The sequence below is a fragment of the Streptomyces sp. NPDC026246 genome, assembly GCF_055567995.1.
In genome coordinates this window covers 60629-80324 of sequence record NZ_JBVHPJ010000012.1, presented here as the reverse complement: position 1 = coordinate 80324, position 19696 = coordinate 60629, and the positions used below count along the sequence as shown (strand labels likewise).

Below are 19696 nucleotides of genomic sequence, written 5' to 3'. Positions count from 1 at the left end.
AGGAGTCGCACGGGGGGCTTCGCCGGGCGGCTCTGAACCTCCGTCCCCCGGTCAGGCGCCCGCCACGCGCCCCATGGTGATCCACATGGTGAACGCGAACAGGAAGTCCCCGCGCCTGGCCGACTCGTGGACGGAGTCGAGGAACCGCCTCCGCAGGTCCGGCTCCACGCATATCTCCAGTGCGTAGGGATCGAAGAACGGCACCACGGAGGCTGCGTCCTCGGGTGCTGTGAAGCGGAGCGTCACCGGCAGGGCGGAGGTGGCCAGCAGGCCGGCCCGGACCATGCGGGCACGAGCGGATCGACCGGCTCCGGGGTCCGGGAACGGGAAGTGCCCGGCCACTTCGCTCATGTGGTCGAATCCGTCCCAGGCGTAGGACAGCCAGTCGGTGTCGATGACACAGACGCGTCCACCCGGCCGCGTCACCCGGATCAGCTCCCTGATCGCGGCATCGGGATCGGGCAGGTGCTGCAGCACGCGTTCGCAACGAACTCCGTCGAAGTGGCCGTCCGGGGCGTCGAGAGACGAGATGTCCCCGACGGCGTAATCGACCGGCGTGCCGTCATGCCGGGACGAGGCGACGGAGACGGCCAGGGTGGACCGGTCGACAGCGGAGACGTGGCCCTCCCTGCCCACGCCGGCCCCGAGCTGGCGGGCCACCTCACCAGCGCCGCACCCGACGTCGAGCAGCCGTTCGCCCGGAGCCGGGGCGAAGATGCCGAACGCGGCGGAGCGCATGCGCTGTATCTCGTGGTGGGCCGCCGCCGCGTCGAGATAGCGGATCACATGGGACTGGGCTTCCTCGACGGCACCGTCGAGGTGGGTGAACGGATTACTGGGCTCCCGCGGTACTTCACCGCCACGGAGATCTTCGGCCCGATGAGTGCTGTGCGTGTCCATTGTGATCCACCGGTCGCTTCGCTCGCCAAAAAATACTTGTCAAGTAAAGCAGATGTGCGTCCAGCCGTCCGGTCGGCTTCGACGATTCAACGACCCCGCTTCGTCTCGTCGAGCCGTGCGAGCCGGAGTGACCGGCCCGCACGGCTCGACGCGAGCACCCGGCTCTGCTGGGCCCGCGTCAGTTGAGGCTCAGCACCGTGCCCGCACCGTTCGGGTATTCGATCCAGGCCGTGGACCGGTCGCTCGTGACGACCTCCGACCATGAGGCCGACACCTCCAGCGCGACTCCCACCGGGCCGTCGTACGACGTGGGCGTGACCGTGACCTCACCGGCCGGACTCGCCCCGGCACCGACGCCGTTCGTCTGCAGTGTGAAGGAGGTCGAGGTCGTTCCCTCCGCGTCGCCCAGCGTCACCACCGCCACGCGGTACTCACTCACCTGCGGCCTGGGCAGCGTCACCACGGCGTCGTTCGTCGGCAGGACCACGTCTCCGGACGACGCGGGCCGGCCGTCGACCAGAGGCCACACGACCAAGGCGACCTGCGCGTCCGGGGAGTTCGTCCGTGCCGAGATCTCTACGGCCTTCGTACCTGCGGCCACCGGGACGGTGAAGTACTGCTCGCTGTCCGTGGGACCACCGTGGCTGGTCACCGAGCCGGGTACGCGATCGCCCCGTACGGGTCCGTACGCGGTGGCCGTGAAGGGTGTCACGGCGGGCGTCGCCGTGAAGGACACGTGTCCGGAGGCCCCGGCGGCCGTGACACGCTCGGGCGCCCGGACGCTCTGCGGGGTCACGACCATCGGGCTGCGCACGCTGTGGTGTGCTCCGCTCCAGGTGAGGGAACCGGTGATGGGCGTTCCGACCGTCGCGGTGCCGACGGCGAAGGTGATCTCGAACGTGCGGCTCTGGCCCGGCTTGGTGAAGTGGAGCTTCGAGGGGCTGACCGTGGCCTTCACCCCGCCCATGGAGGAGACGCGCGCGGTGTAGGTGCCGGGGGTGACAGCGGTGACCGTGCGGGTCACCGTCCGGCGGCCGAGCAGGTCGTTCACCGCGATGGACGGATAGTTGAGGTCGCTGGGTTCCTTCGCCTCGACGTCCGTACCGGTTTCGATACCCAGCCCTTCGAGGTAGGCGAGCCAGTCCTGCTCCGTGGAGTCGTAGACGAGGCCGGGGTGGAGCATGGCCGACGGATTCACCTCACCCGCGCCCTGCGCGAAGACATCGGTCTCCTCCGCGCCGGAGGAGGTCCTGGTAGGGGTCGTGGTGGTCATCATGGCGGACTTCACGCGCATCGGCGACCAGGTGGGGTGTTCGCTCAGGTAGAGCGCGGCCAGGCCGGACATGTGGGGTGCCGCCATGGACGTACCGGACTGGAAGGCGAAGGCGTGGCCGCCGTTGGTGGGTGGTGCCACCGCCGCGAGGATGGACACACCGGGCGCGGTGATGTCCGGTTTGATGAGGTTACCCGCGTTGGCCACGGACGGTCCGCGTGCGGAAAAGGACGCAACCTGAGGATAGGGGGTGTCGCTGCCGCCGGTCGTCAGAGTGGCACGGGCCCCGTCGGTGAGGGCGTAGTCCCGCACGGTCTTCGCATCCGTGCCGTTCAGGTGAACGGTCGGGACGGCGTGCAGATCGGCGTCCATGCTGGAGTCGCTCGGGTTGACGAGAACCATCCCGACCCCGCCGGCACGGGCGACTTCGGCGGATTTGGCAGTCCGCGCGTTCACTCCGCGGTCGCAGACCACGATCTTCCCGGCAGCCTGCGCGGCGTCCAGCGTGTCCTCCGCGCACAGGGAGGCGTCAGAGCCGGACACCCCGGCCGCCTTGACCGCCTCGGCCCGCACGAGGGGTTTCGGCCCCAGCGCTTGGGTGACGGTCGTGCTCACACCGGTGTAGCGCCTGCCGTCGCCTAGGACGACGGTGCCGTTGTGCGGGGCCACGGTTCCGGCCGCGACGGTGGTCACCCACGGGGAGGTGTTGTCGAGCGTCTTCGCAGCGGGACCCTCGTTGCCCGCCGCGGCGGAGACGAAGACGCCGGCTGCCGCGGCGTTGCGGAACGCTGTCTGGATCGGATCGGTGAGCGACGACTCGATCAGCGAGCCGACCGAGTAGTTGATGACGTCGACGCCGTCCGCGACGGCCTGGTCGACCGCGGCAACGATGTCACTGGTCATGCCGCCGGATTGTGATCCGTCCTTGCTCTCCCACAGCACCTTGTAGACGGCTATCTTCGCGCCGGGCGCCACGCCCGACACGGTCCCCAGGTCCCGGCCGTCCACCGACGCTCGGACGCCGAAGTTGCCGGCGGCTGTGGTGGCGGTGTGGGTGCCGTGGCCCTGGCCGTCCCGCGGGGAGACGTAGTCGGCGCGATTGGCTTCCGGGACCGTGTCCAGCCAGGTCTTCCCGAAGTAGCGGGCGCTGATCACCTTTTGGTTGCAGTCATCCGCGTCGAAGCGCTCGCCGGTCTGGCAGGTCCCGGTGAACGTGTTGCCGTCCGCCTTGCGCATCACGGTGGTGGTGCCGCTGCGGTAGGGCCGGTACGGGTCCGAGGCCGGGGGGCGGTGCGTCCGCAGAGGGGCGGCGTCGAGCGAGTCGCTCTCGGGCCAGATGCCCGTGTCGATGTCGCCGACGACGATGCCGCGGCCGGCCGCCTCGGCACCACCGAGCGCGGACCACAGACCTTGGCGGCCCGACAGGCGCAGGAAGTCCGTCGAAACCCGGTCGTCGGCGGCGCGGTGCAGCACGTCCGGTACCACGGAGGCGACCCCGGACGTCGCCTTCAACCGCACCACCTGGGTTGCCGTCAGGTCGGCGCTGAACGCGCTGGTCGTGACCGCGTAATGGCGCCGTGCCGTGGTTCCCACGCTCCGGGCGACCCTGTCTTGCCGCTTCTCGAGATGCGTGCGGTACCGGCGGGCGGCTCCGCTGGTCACGTCGACCTTCGCGTCCTGGGCGGGTTTGGTGGCGGAGAACCCGGCCACGCCACCGTCGTAGGTGGCGATGGGCCGGTCGACCAGTGTGACGACAAAGCGACCGGCTTCTGCGGAGTGGCTGCCGGCCGGTACGGCGAGGGCTGTGGGCGCGGTGAACGGCAGGAGCGCTGCTACCAGCGACCCCAGTGCGACGCCGGTGCCGACGGAGCCACCGCGGAGCCGCAACCTTATTCTTCGTGACGTGATCGCCACAGAGTCCTCCCCAGCGTGCGGGAATCGGGAGCGAGCAACCACTCGCCCGTGGAGTAGGAACCCGGTGCATCAGGACAGCCACGAGCAGCTCGGCACGGGATCCGCCAGAAGTGAACGTCGGCTCCACGGGGCGCGTCCAGATGCTTTCGTGGCGTCTTCGGCCTCGATGGCTGTACACGCCACGGCAGTTGTGCGTCCGTCGTGCTTCGGTGTGCGGATGTCGCCCGTGTCGCAAGAGAGGTGAGCCTTGCTCGACGTACTGGGCATCAGTGCCTTCGACGAGGACGTCTACCGCGCGTTGCTCACCCGTGTGGGCAGCGACGCCGCCGCGATCTCACACGCCGTCGGATCCACGCCCCGACGTGTCACACACGCCCTGCGTCGACTGGCGGCGCTCGGTCTGGCACACCGCGAAACACCGGGTCGCTGGGAGGCGGCCGGACCCCAGTCCACACTGACCGCCCTTCTCGGCAAGCGCCGAGCCGAGCTGGCATCGGCCTTCGCCGAGGTCGAGGCCGCCGTGGACGTCTTGCACGGCATGTACCGGACGGGACGGTTCGACAACAATCCCGGCGATCTGGTCGAGGTGCTCACTGGCAAGGAGAACGCGGCACGGCGGGTGACGGAACTGAGCGAGTCGCTCAGTTCCCATCTCTGGATACTGGACCGCCCGCCCTATCTCGACCGGTTGAACGGTCAGCCGCACGACGGCTCCACGGAGACGGCGGCCACACGTGGCTGGCTCGACCGAGGGGTCGACATCCGGTCCATCTACTGCCCCGATTCCATGGCCTACCCGGGCCGCTTCGAGACGGTGCTGAAGCTCACCGCGCTGGGTGAGCGGTCGAGAATGCTCCCCCACCTGCCGTTCAAGTTGCACATATTCGACCGGCGCACCGCCATCATGCCGCTCACCGGGGGTGTGTACGACAGCATCGCCGTGGTTCACGCCTCAGGCCTTCTCGACGCCCTCATCGAGTTGTTCGAGGCGTACTGGAGCAAGGCCGAACCCTTGCTCGGCGACGACACTCCGGCCGGCTCCGACGGGCAGGCCGCGGAGGAATTGCCCAGCAAAGCGGACGTGTTGCTGTTGCGTATGCTGCACCACGGTTTGAAGGACCAGGCGATCGCGCGGCAACTGGGCGTCAGCCAGCGCACCGCGACCCGGCGTGTGGCCGCACTGATGGAGCGGCTGGGGGCTCGGACCCGCTTCCAGGCGGGCGCCAACGCACGGAAGAAGGGGTGGCTCGAACTGTGAGGCCCGTGCGGCTCCGGTCCGGTGCTGCCTGAGCGCGTGTGATGTCTCCCGCGCCCGTGAACGGCCCGGGCCGTTCACGGCGTCGCAGGCGGCTCGTGCCGTGGGCGCTCAGACGAACAGGGCGCTCTCGATGTCTATGGTGACCAGTTCCAGCTCACGGTTGACGGTTCCGTCGGCGGCCAGCGGGTGGACGCGCCTGCGGGTCGGCACCATGATGCCGTCGAACTCCTGGTAGTCGGAGGAGTAGTGCGCGACGGGGCCGGCGTTGAGGACGTCGGCGGTGTAGTCGTGCCTGCGCAGGAGCCCGTGCTGGTCGAAGTGGAAGATCTGCTCTCGGCTGTGGGTGGCGATGCGGTCGGGGAAGGTGACCTTCAGGCGTCGCAGGGTCTGCCCGTTCTCCGTCGACGAGGGAAGCTCCTCGGTGCGGACGTCGGAGGCGGCGAAGATGAAGGGCGCCGTGAGGTAGGTCCACATCGCGTAACCGGCGAAGTAGGCCACATGAAGGTCGTCCCAGGGGGTTTCGAGGGTGTGGCCGGCGAATGCCGCGCGCGGGTCGAGGCGCTCCGCCTTCACCTCACCGTCTTCGGTCTCCACGGCCACCCGTTCCGCCGTCACGGACGTGCGCAGATGGGGTGCGGTGAAGGGGTGGTGGCTGGCGTGCTGGCGGTGCAGGTCCACTCGCACCGCGGCGTGCTCGAACACGCCCTCCTGCTGCTTGAGGCCCCACAGGGCACCGCCGGAGCGGAAGTGCGCGGTGACCGAATTGAACCCGTTGTAGCGCTCGAGGCCGCCGTGGGCCTCTATGGCAGTGCTCGTGAGGTCGCTCATGACATTCTCCTGTGGGGATGAGGCGGCCGCTATATACGACCGGTCGTCTTAATTGGTTCGTATAAGTCGTCCGGCCTGGCGGAGCTTCCCCGTCCGGAGCCGGCGGTGGCGTGATCCTGGACACTTTCACCACCGCTCGCCCGCGCCGAGGACCAGGTCCGCGATCCGCCGATGCCCGCACCGTCGGGATCGCCGTCGCACCTGCACCCCGGCCCGCTCGGAAGCTGCACGAGCGGGCCTGCGCCTGCGCCCCCGGCCTTGCTGCCGGCGCGCGGACGAATCAGCCTGGGCGCCGCCGCGACGCACGACACCGCGTCGTCCGGGTGACTCGCGCCCGCGTCAGCGGCTGGGGCGGTCGTCCGAACGCCCGCGTCCCGGCCGGGCGCCAGTGCGCGCGGGCACGGCCCGGGGCGACTCGGCAGGGCCTCATCTGCGGTGCTTGCCGCGGCGGGACCGGGTGCCGTAGGTCAACGCACAGGCCAGGCCGAGGCTTTGCAACATCGCGCAGACGGTGATCAGTACGGGGAGGTCCGCCGGATCGGTGACGGCGAGGAGGATGCCGGCGAGCGGGTAGGGCAGAAGCAGGAGCAGTACGGTGACGGACAGGGTGCTGCCGAACACCTCGGCGGGGATGAGCAGGGAGCGGATGGTGCGCAGTACGACACTCAGCACGCTGTCGCCGGCCATGAAGACGGCGATCAGTGTGAGGTAGGCCACGTAGGAGTCGGCGAGCGGGATGAGGAAGCAGGGCACGCTCGTCACGAGCGCGGCCCAGCGGCCCACCGTCGTCAGCCCCCACCGGTCGATCACCGTGCGGCAGATGGCGACCGCGAGCAGCGAAGCGGCGGCCGCGCAGGACCACACCAGGCCGACCGAGGCACTGGAACGGCCGAGTTGCTTCACCACCAGCACCGGCGTCGCCGTCTCCAGCAGGCCGAGGGCCAGATTGGACAGTGCCAGGCCGGCTACCAGCCATGCGAGGGACGGCAGGGAGCGCAGGGTGGACCAGCCCGTGCGCCAGCCGGCCGCCGCTGGTGCGCTCCCTTCGTGCGCCCGTAAAGGTGCCTGCTGTGACCGCGGGGCGGCTGCGGCCGACAGCAGGGACAGACCGCCGAGCACGACGAGCATGCCGCTGGGACCGTGCCATTGCAGGAGGAGACCGCCCGCGGCGGGGCCGGCCAGGGCGGCCGCCTGGTCGATGCCGAGGAGGACCGACTGGACGCGGTGTGCCGCGTCGCCCGCGTCCTTGCTGGTGACCACGCCGACGCTCTCGGCCGCGATGAAGCTGAACTGTGTCAGGCACCCCGTGCACACCGCCAGGAACATCACGAGGCCCAGAGCCGTGCTGCCGGCGGTCATGGCCAGGGCGGCGGCGGCACACCCGGTGAGCACGGCCCGGGTGGCGGCGGCCAGCCGGAAGACCCGTGCGGGCCCGTAGCGGTCGACGGCCGTGCCCGCGAGAGCGAACGTGCAGAGCCGGGGCGCCCAAGCCAGCATGAAGGAGATCCCGGTCCACGAGGACGAATTCGTCGCTCCCAGGACCAGTAGGGGGATTCCGTACGTGGCCATGGAGGATGCGACCGCATCCGCGAGACGAGGCAGGTAGACACCCCGGACCCGGCCGTGGGCGACGGTGCGGGCGTGCCGGGGTGTGGTGGACCGGACTTTCGTAGGTATCAAGTGAGCGTGCTTCTCTTCCGTGAACCTGAGGCAGCCGACGAGCGGCCGAGACATGGGCAGGTGCAAAACCTGACAAAACGAGTTCTCGGGGGACTCCTTCCTGCATGAGTGAGGAAGGCCGCATTCCGGACCATGACCACAAAAGAGCGGGACCTGCTCCGGACGGGCCGGACGCAGGCATCCCCTGCCCGCAGACCACGACTTGTGCTCGACTCGCCGCGCAACACCGATGACCGAGCGGACACTTAGACAGCGTGATCAACTCACGGGATGTCACGCCTGGTCAGCAGCGGTCGGGACCGAACGGCAGATTTCGTCTGACATCTCCGCCCGTCACCCAGCTGCCGTTCCGGTCGGAGGACGGGGCGCGAGGCGTGCTGAGCGGGGCCGGGCTTGTGTACTCCTCGGATGTGAGGCGCCGCCACTGAGGGCGGGATCGCCGGCGCCCCTCCCGCGGACGGCGGGCCGGCGTCGGGTGGTGGCGGAATCCGCAGCGCTATAGCTTGGAGGGGACCGCTGTGGACTGTCGCATCGCGACCCAGGTCTTTCAGCCCTCGCCCTCTTCCGGAAGGGTCCACGCATGAAGGTGGATGGATCAGTCGCGTTCGTGACCGGTGCCAACCGCGGACTCGGTGAGCAATTCGTGCGAGCGCTGCTCGAAGCGGGTGCGGCCAAGGTTTATGCCGGAGCCCGCGATCCGGCGAAGGTGACGGTGCCCGAAGCCGTGCCCGTCGCCGTGGACATCACCGACCATGCCTCGGTCCTGGCCGCGGCCGAACAGGCGCCGGACGTGACCCTCCTCGTCAACAACGCCGGATCCACGACCCGGGCGCACATCCTCACCACGGAACTGGACTCCTTCCGTACGGAGTTCGAGACGCATGTGCTCGGCACCCTCGCGATGAGCAGGGCTTTCGCCCCGATTCTCGGCCGCAACGGCGGCGGGGCGATCGTCAACGTGCTCTCGGTCCTTTCCTGGGTGTCGATCACGGCCAGTGCCGGGTATGCCGCGGCCAAGTCCGCGGAGTGGTCGATGACCAACGCCCTGCGGGTGGCCCTGGCGGAACAGGGCACACAGGTCACCGCCCTGCACGTGAGCTACCTCGCGACAGACATGGCCGCGGCCGTCACGGGGCCGAAGGCGGACCCTGCCGCAGTGGCCCGCGCGACCCTGGAGGGAGTCGAGGCGGGGTGGCCCGAGGTTCTCGGCGATGACGTCAGCCGGCGCGTGCAGGCCGCGTTGTCCCAGGGACCTGAGGCGCTTTACCCGCAATTGCGCGGCGGCTCGTCCCTCGTGTGACCGCCTCGGGGACGGTCCGCCCCCGGGAGCCCTTGGTGCCGGATAGCCCGCCCGTGGGAGGTTCCGATGAATGACAGCATGCCACCGCACGACGCCGCCGGCGCCCTCGCAGGCCAGACCGTGGTGGTGATCGGCGGCAGCGCCGGCATGGGGCTGGCCACCGCTCGCCGTGTGCGCGCGGAGGGGGGTCAGGTCGTGCTGACCGGACGTGACCCTGAGCGGCTGCAGCAGGCCGCTCGGGAACTCCAGCCCGCGGGCACGGCGGCCTTCGACGCGACCGACACCGACCGCCTCGAGCGGTTCTTCCGCGAGCTGACCGGCCCGGTCGACCATGTGATCCTCACGGCCGGCCGCCCCTTCTACATGCCGCTGAGTGAGATGGACCTCGCCCAGGCCCGGCGTCACTTCACCGAGCGTATGACCATGAACCTCGCTGTCGCCCTGTGCAGCCGCGAGAAGGTCCGCCCCGCGGGAACGGTGTTGTTCATCGGAGGCACGGGCGCGCGACGCCCGGCCGTCGGCCTCTCCGTCACCGCCGCGATGACCGCCGCTCTTCCCGCCCTCACCGCGAACCTCGCCCTCGAACTGGCGCCCGTCCGCGTGAACCTCATCGCCGCCGGCTTCGTCGACACACCCCTGTCCGCGTCCCTCCTCGGCGACCAGCTGGAAGCGCGCCGTGCGGAACTGCGCGCCTCGTTGCCCATCGGCCGGGTCGTCGGCGCCGACGACGTCGCCTCTCTGGCGACCCACATCATGTGCAACGACGCTCTCACCGGTGCCACGTACGACATCGACGGTGGACAACAGCTCCTCGGGCATTGAGCGAGCGCGGACTGTCGTGCCGACCGCATGGGACGCCGAGACGCGGGCGAGGCCGGGCGCCGAGCCGTCCCAGGCGGGTGTGCTTCCGCCCGGCCCCTGCGCGGCCGGTCCGGCATGGTCTGTATTTCCAACCCAGCGATATCCTTGAGGCATGACGAAACGCATAGCGTCGACCGCGGAGAGCGGACAGCGCTGCTCGATCGGCCGGGCCCTGGAGGTCGTCGGAGATCGATGGAGTCTGCTGATCCTCAGGGAGGCGGTGCAGGGCGTCACGCGCTTCTCCGAGTTCCGTGAGCGTCTCCAGGTGGCCAGCGACGTACTGACCCAGCGGCTCGGTGTGCTGGTGGACGCGGGCGTGCTGGAGAAACACCCCTACCGCGAGGGCGGAGCCCGCACGCGCATGGCCTATCGCCTGACCCCGGCCGGCTGGGACCTCATCGTCGTCATCGGCGCTCTTCAGCAGTGGGGCGACCTGCACCGGCCCCATCCCGAAGGCCCTCTGGTGCACCGGGCGAGCCGATCGACCGGACGTCCCCTCCGGGTCGCCTTCATCGACGACGAGGGAAACGAATCGCCGCTCGACGACGTCCACCTCGCCGCGCGGTTCGCACCGTCGCAGGGGATGTGACGGACTTCGGGGATCGGCGTCACCAGCAGGGTCGAGGACCCGTCCGGGCACGCCGGACAACGGGTGCGCACAGGCAGCCGCGCACAGGCAGCCCGAAAGGCCCGTGAGTCCCTGCGCTCTCCTCAGGCGCGGTCGTTCCGGGAGGCCCCAACCTGATCCTGCGCCTATCGTTGTCGGAGCCATCCGCTAACCCCGTGTGCATCCACCGCAGCCCGCATCAGCACCCGACAGACGTGCACGAGGTCCTCCGCCGACGCCGGATCCTCTGCACACCGAATCGTCAGCCGGTGAGGGCGGTCGACAGCCCAGGTGCCGAACGCCGACCCTCCGTTCCTTTCGTCGCCCTTGGAGTTGACCATGACCACGGCCCGGGACCTGGCGTTGATCGCTGCCGACCCGCAAACCGACTCAGTGGTGGAACAGGGGGAGCTGTCCCTCGCTCTGGCGGGGGCCGAATTGGTCGACCTCATCGACACCGGGGCCGTCACGCTCGACGGTGACCTCCTGATGTCCGGCGGGACCGCACCGGCCGCAGACCCCCTGCTCCGCGAGGCCCTGTCACTCCTCGGACCGGGGGTACCTCGCACAACCGTGGAGGATTGGCTGTGGCGCCGGGGCCGCGAGCTCGCGGCGCGCTATCGCACCGCACTGGAGGACGAGGGACTCGTGGCAGGCGCGCGCCCCCACCGCAACCCCCTGCGCCGGAGCCGGCAGGCACCGGTGGATCCCACTGCCCTCCTCTCGGCAAGAGACCGCTGGGCGTCGGGTGAACCCGTGCTCTCGGGCTTCGCGGCTGCCGCGGGGCTGAGCGACGTACCGGCGGACGCGGCCGCCGGTCTCATCGACGAGCACGACGCCGTGCTGGCCGCCGTCCACCAGGCGGTCACGGAACTCGCCGCCGAGCGGCAGCGCCGGTCCATCGAGGCCGCCGCCTTCGACAACATCTGGCGCGGCGACTGACCCAGGCTCGACCGCCCGGGCCCCGCCGAGGAGACGAACGCCGTGCCGGCCGGGCCCGGTTGAGGGGTGTCAGCCGTCCTGCCCGCCCGCGCCCCGGTCCCGGTAGGTCTCCAGCACGCGCAGCCAGACCTCACTGATCGTCGGGAACGCGGGGACGGCGTGCCACAACCGCTCCACCGGCGTCTCACCGGCGACCACCACCGTCGCCGAGTACAGGAGCTCCTGTGTGCCGGGACCGACGAAGGTGGCACCGACGACCGTGCCGCGCTCGGCGTCGATCAGCACCCGGGCCCTGCCCCGGTAGCCGTCGGCGTACTGCAGCGCGCCGGCGATCCAGCTGAGGTCGTAGTCCACGACGTCCACCCGGCGGCCGGTCCGCTCGGCTTCCTGCGTGGTCAGCCCGACGCTGGTCACCTCGGGTTCGGAGAACACCACCTGCGGCACGGCGGCACTGTCGGCCGTCGATGCGTGCCTGCCCCACGGGCCGTCGTCGAGTGGCTCCCCCTTGGCGCGCGCCCCGATGACTGCGCCCGCGATCCGGGCCTGGTACTTGCCCTGATGGGTCATCAGGGCCCGGTGGTTGACGTCGCCCACGGCGTAGAGCCATCCGTCGGCGACGTCCGTCACGCGGAACGAGTCGTCCACGGTCAGCCAGTCACCGGGGGAGAGGCCGATGGTCTCCAGGCCGATGTCGGCGGTGTGCGGTGCGCGGCCGGTCGCGAAGAGGATCTCGTCGCCGACCAGCGAGCTTCCGTCGTCCAGCGTGACGTGCACGGGACCGTCCGAGCCGTCCTCGCGGGCGACCGCGCTCACCGAGGCGCCGAAGCGCACGTCGGCTCCGGCGGCGCGCAGGGCGTCGGCCACCATCTCGCCGGCGAACGGCTCCATCCGGTTCAGCAGCCCGTCCCCGCGAACCAGCAGCGTCACCCGGGAGCCGAACGCCTGGAACGCGGTGGCCATCTCGACGGCCACCACTCCGCCCCCCACCACGATGAGCCGATTCGGCACGTGCTGTGCGGCGGTCGCGTCACGGTTGGTCCACGGACGCACCTGCTCCAGTCCCGGCAGATCCGGGAAGGCGGTGACGGTCCCCGTGGACACCCCCACGGCGTGCCGGGCGGTCAGGCGTACCCGTCCGCCGTCCGGGGTCTCCACCACCACCTGGCGCGGCCCGTCCAGCCGACCGTGGCCTCGTACCAGGTCCACGGACACCGAGTCGAGCCAGTCGACCTGGTCGTCGTCCTTCCAGTAGGCGGACATCTTGTCGCGGTAGGCGAAGACGGCGGGAACGTCCAGGGGCCCCTCGACCGCTCGTCTGAGTCCGGGGACCCGGCGGGCGTCGGCCCGCGCCACCACCGGGCGCAGCAGGGCCTTGCTCGGTTCGCATGCCCAGAACGAGCACTCGCCGCCGAGCAGTTCGTTCTCCACGATCACTGTGGTGAGCCCGGCCGCCCGGGTGCGTTCGGCGAGATTCTCTCCCGCTGGACCCGCACCGAGAACCACCACGTCGTAAGCGCGGGACGTGTCGTCCATACCTGCTCCTGTCCTTGCTGGGCATGGTGCGGCTGACGGGAGCCCGGAACGGGAACGCCACGGTGTGACGCCGGCTGGGCGTTCGATGCCGCGACAGCGCCTTTCCAGTGTGCTCCCTCGGCCGATACGCCGCCCGGTGTGCGAAGGGCCGCGTACCGCGGCCCTGCACCGCGCGGGCCACCTCGCCCGAGGCCGGCGAAGGATCCCACGCCGGCGCGTACTGCCTCAGCGGCCCGGCAGCCGTTCGGTGACCTCCTGCACGACCCAGCCGTTGCCGTCCGGGTCGGTGAACGAGAGGTAGGAGGCGTAGCTGCCCCGCTGGGGGTCCGGGCCGGAGACCCGGGCCTTCTGGCCCGCGTGATGGAAGATTCCGCCGGCGTCGTGGAAGACCTCGCTGACCTCTGCGCCGGCCCGTGCCAGTTCCTCCCGCGCCGCCTCGATGTCCGAGACCACGAGGTGGAGCCCTTCAGCAGACCCCGGGGCCGCAGCGCTGACGTCGTGACCGAAGATCACCGAGCATGCCGACCCGGGCGGCGTCACCTGCACGACGCGCAGGCCGTCGTCGGCGGTGAAGTCGGCGTCCAGCCGCCAGCCCAGCCCTTCGTAGAAGCTCTTCGCCCGGTCGACATCCGCCACCGGAATCACGACGACTTCAAGTTTCATGTCCATTGATGAGCCTTCCTGAATCGCGGAAGTGAGGGGACGGACCGGCCGCTCCCCGGTGCTCGGCGGGCGCACGCCCGCACGGCTCGGCAAGATCGGACCGCAGGACGGCGCGGGAAGTGTCGGACCCGGTCCCCGGCGCGTTCGTGCCGGTCACGATCACAGCGGAGCGTGCGACCTGCAAGGGGACCTCCCCCATGTACGGGGAACGAGCGACGGCCGACCGTCTCTCGTGATGGGGTGCGACGGCATCCGCGGCCACAACGAAGCTATCGCGCCGGGCTGCGGGCCACCACTCGAAGTGTCCGGTCCCGGCCTGTGCTGTACCCGTTCGGAGAACCGGCCGTCCCCGCATCGCTAGTCGAATGGTCGTATACTGGCTGCATGGGGCGTACTAGTGATGCCAAGGAAAAGATCCTCGATGCGGCGCGGTCTCTCATCGAACTGCGGGGCTACTCGGCGCTCGGTGTGGCCGAGATCTGCAAGACGGCCGGCGTGCCGAAGGGCAGCTTCTACTACTTCTTCGAGTCCAAGGAAGCCCTGGCCCTGGCCGTGATCGACGAGCAGTGGGCCACCCAGCGCGAGAACTGGAAGCGCGTCCTGCGCGGCGACGAGGAACCCCTGCTCCGCCTCCGGCAGCTGTTCGAGGAGACCGCGACCGCCCAGCGCGCCGGCCAGGAGACGTGCGGCACCGTGTCCGGATGCATGTTCGGCAACCTCACGCTGGAACTGAGCAACCAGACGGAGGCCATCCGCGGGCGCCTGCAGGAGATCTTCGAAGCCCAGGTGGACATGGTCCAAGAGGTGATCGAAGCCGCCGTGCAGCGCGGTGATGTGAGGGTCGCCGACACTCGTGACGCCGCGCGCGCCGTCGTCGCTCAGCTGGAGGGCCAGGTGCTGTTCGCCAAGCTCTACAACAACACCGCCCAGCTCGACGTCCTGTGGGTCAACTGCCTCGCCCTTCTGGGAGCGCAGGCACCCACGAAGGACGCGGCCGCAGTGTGATCGCTGACCCCGGGACCGGCCCGGCCGACACGGGCGGGGACCGCTGATCGGTGCGAGGTGCGGCTCAGGCCGGGACGTGCAAGGGCATGTCGACGACGACGTTCTTGCCGCGGCCGTTCGGGAAGCTGTTCCACGCCCCGCCCAACGCGTCGACGATCAGCAGACCACGTCCGTGCTCGGCGTCGGCGTTGTCCTCCTCGGACAGTGCCAGAGGTGACGGCACCGGCGGATTGCTCCGGGAATCGCGCACCTCCAGCCGGACGTGGTCGTCGAACGCCCGAAGCCGGACGTCGACGTCACTGCCCGCGTGGATCAGAGCGTTGGTGACCACTTCCGAGGTGATGAGCTGGAGCGAGTCCGACAGTTCCGACAGTCCCCAGGTGTGCAGCCGGTCGTCGACGAAGGCACGGGCCGTCCTCGCACCCAGCAGATCGCCACGCTGGATCAGCATGCCCCCGGTCCTCGATGCGGCGTGCTCCCCGGCGTTGCCGGCCCCCTCGTACCGGGCCATGAGCAAGACTGCGTCGTCACGCCGTTGAAGGGGCCCCGAGACGTCTGCTGAGACGTGGTCGGCCCACTGCTCCAGGTCGGAACTCGTCGCGACGCTGCCTGAACCGAACAGCTCTCGCGCCCGTCCTTCCGGCGTGGTCGTTCGCCAGTCCACCAGGCCATTGGTGTAGAGCATGAGAGTGCTGCCGGCGTCCAGCCTGTGCTCCCGACCCTGGCAGGCGTCGGTCATGGTCACACCGAGCGGCACGTTGGCAGGAGCCCGGAGGGCGCGGACCGTCCCGTCGGCGTCCCGGACCAGCGGATCCGGGTGGCCCGCCAAGGCCACCTCGGCGGTGCCGTCGCCGGTGTCCAGTACGACGAGGCAGCAGGTCACGGTCAAATCCGAGCCCGACGTGGCCAGAAGGCGCCCGACACGGTCGATCACCGTGGCGGGCGGATGGTCCTCACTGGCGTAGGCCGCCACGGCGGTGCGGACCCGCCCCATCAGTGCGGCGCTCTCCATGGAATGACCCTCGACGTCTCCGACGACGAGCGCCAGGCGGTCGCCGGGGAGGGGGAAGACGTCGTACCAGTCCCCACCCACCCTGGACGTCGCGGTGGCGGGCCAGTAGCGCGCCGCGGTGGTCACCCGCGGCAGATCCGGAAGCGTGGCGGGCAGAAGCGTGCGCTGCAGGCACTCGGCGACCTCGCGCTGCCGTGAACCGAGCTCCACCCGTTCGGTGGCCGCCCCCAGCGACTGCGCCATCATGCCGAGCACGGCCTTCTCCTCGGTCGAGAACGTGCGCAGACCCTCGAAGGACAGACAGCTCACGCCGATGACGCCCTGCTGCTGACCGGCTTCGAGATCGCCGAGCGGTGCGCTTCCCGGCAACGGCAGATAGACCTCGGTATGGGGCTTGCCGTCGGCACGGCCGGAGTCGGCTGCCGGGGGACCGGCTGCGGCAAGGAACTGTGGAATCCCGCGCAGCGCGCCGGTCACCGGGGACTCGGCATCGGTTCTGGCGCCGTGGAGATGGCGGACCATGCCGGACGAGACGCCACTGTGCCCCAGCACCCACACGTGGTCCTGGTCCGCCCTCACCATGACGAGCGCCCGGGCGTCGAAGGGAGCCATGATGCACTCCTGGGCGGCTTCGACGATGTCGTCCGCCGTCGTCGCCCGATTGAGCATCTCCGTCAGACGTCGCACCGGATACATCATGCTGGTGCCCGCAGAGCCGGGCGCGCCGGAGACCCCCCAGCCGGGGGCCGGTCGGCCGGCAGGGGAGTCCGGCCACATCGGTACGAGTGCGGGTACGGGGCCGGCCAGGACGGCCGTGCCCCGCTCCGCGAGTCCGGCGAGAGTGGCGGCGAGCCGGTCCGCCGTATGGTGCAGGAACTGCCGTTCCGGCCGGCCGTGGCCGTCGGAGGTCTCCGGCCGGAGCACGGTCATGGTGCCGAAGCGCGATCCGGCAGCGGCGACGGGAACGGAAAGAGCCACATAGGGGTGGGGGAGCGCGAACTCCTGCCCGCTGACGGCGGCGTCCGTCCGGGGAGGGGCCGATGCGTCGTCGACGGAGATGGCCCGGGCGCAGGGGTCGGCCGAGTCGAGGCGGATCCTGCCCGGCAGCATGAACAAGGACGGCGGGGCGCCCCCCACCAGCGCCAGTTCGAGCCATGTGCCCTCGTCGTCGAGCAGGTGGACACCTGCGGCCACGGCGCCGTCCAGGCGGCCGAGGGCCTCGCGAGCGGCGCCGTGCAGGGCTATCCCGAGATCCTCGTCCAGGATCTCCGCGGGCCTGCTCGGCCGTGCACTGTGCGGACGGCTGGTGGACACAGAAACTCGCCTCCAGCAGCAGGATAGGCGCGCGGGCTGGAAGGCGCGCCATGGAGCGGGAGCGGTCAGCTTCCGGGCACGGGAAGGTCGCCCTGGACGTACTGGGCGCGGCCGTCGGCGAACGACCAGTCGTCCGGGCCGTTCTCGAAGTAGCTGATGAACAGATCCGTCCCGTCGACGCCGGCTTCGGCGAGCCGGGAGGCGAGCGCCTCGTACAGCCGCTGTTTGTCCTCGGTGCTGCGGCCGCGCTGGGTGAAGATGTGGACGATCACCGTGCCGGGGGTGCGCTGGAACCCGAGTCCCGCATCGAGGGCGATGATCTCGTCCGGCTCGTGCTGGGTGACGATCTGGAAGCGGTCGCGCTCGGGCACCTTCAGGACGTCGACGAGGGACCGCTGGACGGCGTCGGCGATGGCCCTGACGGCCTCGGGGTCGCGGCCACGGACGAGATCGATGCGTACGAGAGGCATGGCGGGTCCTTGGTGCGTGGGTTCAGGGCCTGAGGGGGAGCCAGGTGCCGAGATCGGCGATCGCCAGGGTGGACGCGAGGCCGGCGTCGTCGAAAGCCCGCTCGATGGACTCGCGGCCTTCGGTGAAGTGGGCCCAGCCGGTGTAGTGGGCGGCGATGGTGACGGGAGCGCCGAGAACGGCGGCGGCAGCGGCGGCGGAGACGCTGTCCAGGCTGACGGGCCGTTCGCGGAACTTGCCCTGGACGCGGGCGGCACCGGCGTGCAGGACGGCCACGTCGATACCGGCAGTGCGCCGGGCGATCTCCGCGACGGTGCGCAGCGAGGCGTTGTCGCCGCTGATGTAGACGGTAGGTACGTCGTCCCCGGTCAGCACGAAGCCGATGACCTGGCAGTTGACGTTGCCGTCCACGTCCCGCTCACCGTCTTCCGGGCCGTGCACGGCGGGCACGGCGGTAACGGTCAGCTCGCCGCCGTCCGGGCGCTGGAGCGTGTGGGTGTGCCAGGCGGCCAGACCCTTCGCAGGGTGGCCGAGACGCTCGGCGCCCCCGGTCGTGGTGAGCAGCAGTGGGGCGGCGAGGGCGAAGGCGCGGCCGCGGTCGTCGAGGTTGTCCGCGTGGTTGTCGTGGCTGACCAGGACCAGGTCCACATCCGCGAGCCGGTCCTCGGCGACCGCGGGACCCTCGGTCTTGGTCAGGTAGCCGTACGGGCCCGGGGCGTCGAAGGTCGGGTCGGAGACGATGCGCAGTCCACCGAGGTCGATGACGGTGGTGGGGCCGCCCACCACCATGGCCGAGCCGTCGTGACGAGGAAGAAGAGGGGAAGAGGACGATCCCATGGTGCCGGGGCTCCTTGGCGTGAGCTGAGAAGAGGGGCGGGGCCGATGTTGCCGGGGCGCACCGGATCGTCCGGTCGCGCCACTCCCTCCGCGGTCGACCGTAGGCAGCTTGTGCCGCAGGGCGGAAATGCCGCTCCGGTCGAGCCTATGCCTCACCTGCATGGGCGCAGGTCGAGGCCGCGTCCAGGGCCGCTTCGAGGAAGCGGCGCACGAGGGCCGGCACCGCTCCCGTGTCCTGCCGGTAGACGAGACGGACCGGGCTGGGCGGCGCGCCGGTCACCGGCAGGTAGCGCAACGCCGGGTGGTGGATGCGGCGTTCGGCGACCTCGGGGACGATGCCGATGCCGCGCCCTGCGGCCACCGATTCGAGCCACTCGTCGAAGTTGGCGGTCTCCACATACCGCCGCGGCCCACCCCCGTTCGGCCAGCACCAGGGGCCCGTCGTGCCGCTGACGGTGTTGACGACCAGGGTCCACTCGGGGGCGTCCTGCCAGGCCAGAGCCCCGGCCGTGGCTCGACGGCCGCGGGCATCCTCCCGTCCGTCGCCCGGGGCCGCCGCGCGGGCCTGTACGGCGACGCGCTGCTCGTCGTACAGGTGGAGCGTGCGCACGGTGGTGCCGACCGGTCTGTCTCCGCGCGCAAGGGCGACGTCCACGGTCTGGCGGTGGAGGGCGTCGAGCGGGTCGTCGCAGCGCACGAGTTCGACCCGCGCGTCGGTGTCGCGCTCGAAGGCGCCGATGGCGCGCTGCGCCCAGGGGTCCGGCAGCAGCCAGCTGAACCCGAGCCGCAGGACCCGCTCCCGCCGGGCCGCGGCCACCGCCCCGTCGAACGCGGCAAGGGTGCGTTCGGCGTGGAGGAGGAACTCGGCACCCGAATCGGTGAGTTCGACGCGGCGCGAGGAGCGGTCGAGCAGGCGGATCCCGAGGCCCGCCTCCAGCTGGGCCACGGTACGGCTGAGCGCGGGCTGTCCGATCAGCAGATCCTCGGCGGCCCGGGTGAACGAGCGCTGACGCGCCACTGCGGCGAACGCCCGCAGGTGCCGCAGCTCGATGCCGGACGCACCCGCGTGGCCGGAGGCCGTCATCGCTGCCTCGCTCTATGCCGGGGACACATGAATGCAGATTAACCGGCATTTCCCGCCGCCGCGCAGCTGGGCTAGCGTCGACCGTGGGCCCTGCGCACGGGGTGGCGGGAACCGGGCCGGGCGGGCCTCGGAGGGCCTCCTCGGCGTAGAGCGCCGTCCATGGGGCAGCCGCCTGCCGTGTTCGTCGTCGCCGACCTCTCGTGCTGTGCCCACCGCC

The 19696-nt window shown here is 70.6% G+C and carries 16 protein-coding genes; 6 read left to right on the top strand and 10 right to left on the bottom strand.

Annotated elements, in window-relative coordinates; all coding sequences use genetic code 11:
* Positions 1-51 precede the first annotated feature (51 nt).
* Both ACZ4M5_RS27025 and ACZ4M5_RS27020 read right to left on the bottom strand, forming a co-directional pair.
* Positions 52-900 carry a methyltransferase domain-containing protein gene (locus tag ACZ4M5_RS27025; protein WP_467740394.1) on the bottom strand — a complete coding sequence of 283 codons (849 nt, stop codon included), beginning with the start codon at positions 898-900 and terminating at the stop codon, positions 52-54.
* Positions 901-1078: 178 nt separating this feature from the next.
* Positions 1079-4060: a S8 family serine peptidase gene (locus tag ACZ4M5_RS27020; RefSeq protein ID WP_467740393.1), complete on the bottom strand. Its 2982-nt coding sequence runs from the start codon at positions 4058-4060 to the stop codon at positions 1079-1081.
* A 274-nt stretch (positions 4061-4334) separates the two neighbouring features.
* Between ACZ4M5_RS27020 and ACZ4M5_RS27015 the strand changes: the two genes are divergently transcribed.
* Positions 4335-5345 carry a helix-turn-helix transcriptional regulator gene (locus ACZ4M5_RS27015; RefSeq protein WP_467740392.1) on the top strand — a complete coding sequence of 337 codons (1011 nt, stop codon included), beginning with the start codon at positions 4335-4337 and terminating at the stop codon, positions 5343-5345.
* Between the two features lie 108 nt (positions 5346-5453).
* Here ACZ4M5_RS27015 and ACZ4M5_RS27010 read toward each other — a convergent pair whose 3' ends face one another.
* Both ACZ4M5_RS27010 and ACZ4M5_RS27005 read right to left on the bottom strand, forming a co-directional pair.
* Positions 5454-6173: a hypothetical protein gene (locus tag ACZ4M5_RS27010; protein ID WP_467740391.1), complete on the bottom strand. Its 720-nt coding sequence runs from the start codon at positions 6171-6173 to the stop codon at positions 5454-5456.
* Between the two features lie 426 nt (positions 6174-6599).
* On the bottom strand, positions 6600-7742 hold the full coding sequence (locus ACZ4M5_RS27005; protein WP_467740390.1) for an MFS transporter: 1143 nt from the start codon (positions 7740-7742) through the stop codon (positions 6600-6602).
* Between the two features lie 691 nt (positions 7743-8433).
* Here ACZ4M5_RS27005 and ACZ4M5_RS27000 point away from each other — a divergent pair.
* The 4 genes from ACZ4M5_RS27000 to ACZ4M5_RS26985 all read left to right on the top strand — a co-directional run bounded on the left by ACZ4M5_RS27000 (position 8434) and on the right by ACZ4M5_RS26985 (position 11563).
* Positions 8434-9153: an SDR family oxidoreductase gene (locus ACZ4M5_RS27000; protein WP_400005820.1), complete on the top strand. Its 720-nt coding sequence runs from the start codon at positions 8434-8436 to the stop codon at positions 9151-9153.
* 66 nt (positions 9154-9219) lie between these two features.
* Positions 9220-9975 carry an SDR family oxidoreductase gene (locus tag ACZ4M5_RS26995; protein WP_467740389.1) on the top strand — a complete coding sequence of 252 codons (756 nt, stop codon included), beginning with the start codon at positions 9220-9222 and terminating at the stop codon, positions 9973-9975.
* A gap of 151 nt (positions 9976-10126) precedes the next feature.
* Entirely contained in the window at positions 10127-10603 is a 477-nt protein-coding gene (locus tag ACZ4M5_RS26990; protein WP_467740388.1) for a winged helix-turn-helix transcriptional regulator, read from the top strand.
* A 357-nt stretch (positions 10604-10960) separates the two neighbouring features.
* On the top strand, positions 10961-11563 hold the full coding sequence (locus tag ACZ4M5_RS26985) for a GPP34 family phosphoprotein (RefSeq protein WP_467740387.1): 603 nt from the start codon (positions 10961-10963) through the stop codon (positions 11561-11563).
* Between the two features lie 69 nt (positions 11564-11632).
* On the opposite strand, the gene ACZ4M5_RS26980 is transcribed toward ACZ4M5_RS26985, so the two are convergent.
* Together ACZ4M5_RS26980 and ACZ4M5_RS26975 are read right to left on the bottom strand one after the other, a co-directional pair.
* Positions 11633-13096 (bottom strand): dihydrolipoyl dehydrogenase family protein, encoded by a 1464-nt coding sequence (locus ACZ4M5_RS26980; protein ID WP_467740386.1) that lies wholly within the window; start codon positions 13094-13096, stop codon positions 11633-11635.
* 225 nt (positions 13097-13321) lie between these two features.
* Positions 13322-13765: a VOC family protein gene (locus ACZ4M5_RS26975; RefSeq protein WP_467740385.1), complete on the bottom strand. Its 444-nt coding sequence runs from the start codon at positions 13763-13765 to the stop codon at positions 13322-13324.
* Between the two features lie 378 nt (positions 13766-14143).
* Here ACZ4M5_RS26975 and ACZ4M5_RS26970 point away from each other — a divergent pair, with 378 nt between their 5' ends.
* Positions 14144-14764, top strand: a complete 621-nt coding sequence (locus ACZ4M5_RS26970) for a TetR/AcrR family transcriptional regulator (protein WP_467740384.1) — start codon at positions 14144-14146, stop codon at positions 14762-14764.
* A 64-nt stretch (positions 14765-14828) separates the two neighbouring features.
* On the opposite strand, the gene ACZ4M5_RS26965 is transcribed toward ACZ4M5_RS26970, so the two are convergent.
* The 4 genes from ACZ4M5_RS26965 to ACZ4M5_RS26950 all read right to left on the bottom strand — a co-directional run bounded on the left by ACZ4M5_RS26965 (position 14829) and on the right by ACZ4M5_RS26950 (position 19479).
* Positions 14829-17090 carry a SpoIIE family protein phosphatase gene (locus ACZ4M5_RS26965; protein ID WP_467740383.1) on the bottom strand — a complete coding sequence of 754 codons (2262 nt, stop codon included), beginning with the start codon at positions 17088-17090 and terminating at the stop codon, positions 14829-14831.
* Between the two features lie 65 nt (positions 17091-17155).
* Positions 17156-17560, bottom strand: a complete 405-nt coding sequence (locus tag ACZ4M5_RS26960; RefSeq protein ID WP_467740382.1) for a tautomerase family protein — start codon at positions 17558-17560, stop codon at positions 17156-17158.
* Between the two features lie 22 nt (positions 17561-17582).
* Positions 17583-18395, bottom strand: a complete 813-nt coding sequence (locus ACZ4M5_RS26955; protein ID WP_467740381.1) for an MBL fold metallo-hydrolase — start codon at positions 18393-18395, stop codon at positions 17583-17585.
* Between the two features lie 145 nt (positions 18396-18540).
* Positions 18541-19479, bottom strand: coding sequence for a LysR family transcriptional regulator (locus tag ACZ4M5_RS26950; RefSeq protein ID WP_467740380.1), 939 nt, complete (start codon positions 19477-19479; stop codon positions 18541-18543).
* Positions 19480-19696 lie beyond the last annotated feature (217 nt).

Coding starts and splice junctions, on each gene's coding strand:
- ACZ4M5_RS27025 (WP_467740394.1), bottom strand. CDS start 900: ATGGACACGCACAGCACTCATCGGGCCGAAGATCTCCGTGGCGGTGAA.
- ACZ4M5_RS27010 (WP_467740391.1), bottom strand. CDS start 6,173: ATGAGCGACCTCACGAGCACTGCCATAGAGGCCCACGGCGGCCTCGAG.
- ACZ4M5_RS27005 (WP_467740390.1), bottom strand. CDS start 7,742: ATGGCCACGTACGGAATCCCCCTACTGGTCCTGGGAGCGACGAATTCG.
- ACZ4M5_RS27000 (WP_400005820.1), top strand. CDS start 8,434: ATGAAGGTGGATGGATCAGTCGCGTTCGTGACCGGTGCCAACCGCGGA.
- ACZ4M5_RS26995 (WP_467740389.1), top strand. CDS start 9,220: ATGAATGACAGCATGCCACCGCACGACGCCGCCGGCGCCCTCGCAGGC.
- ACZ4M5_RS26990 (WP_467740388.1), top strand. CDS start 10,127: ATGACGAAACGCATAGCGTCGACCGCGGAGAGCGGACAGCGCTGCTCG.
- ACZ4M5_RS26985 (WP_467740387.1), top strand. CDS start 10,961: ATGACCACGGCCCGGGACCTGGCGTTGATCGCTGCCGACCCGCAAACC.
- ACZ4M5_RS26980 (WP_467740386.1), bottom strand. CDS start 13,096: ATGGACGACACGTCCCGCGCTTACGACGTGGTGGTTCTCGGTGCGGGT.
- ACZ4M5_RS26975 (WP_467740385.1), bottom strand. CDS start 13,765: ATGGACATGAAACTTGAAGTCGTCGTGATTCCGGTGGCGGATGTCGAC.
- ACZ4M5_RS26970 (WP_467740384.1), top strand. CDS start 14,144: ATGGGGCGTACTAGTGATGCCAAGGAAAAGATCCTCGATGCGGCGCGG.
- ACZ4M5_RS26960 (WP_467740382.1), bottom strand. CDS start 17,560: ATGCCTCTCGTACGCATCGATCTCGTCCGTGGCCGCGACCCCGAGGCC.
- ACZ4M5_RS26955 (WP_467740381.1), bottom strand. CDS start 18,395: ATGGGATCGTCCTCTTCCCCTCTTCTTCCTCGTCACGACGGCTCGGCC.
- ACZ4M5_RS26950 (WP_467740380.1), bottom strand. CDS start 19,479: ATGACGGCCTCCGGCCACGCGGGTGCGTCCGGCATCGAGCTGCGGCAC.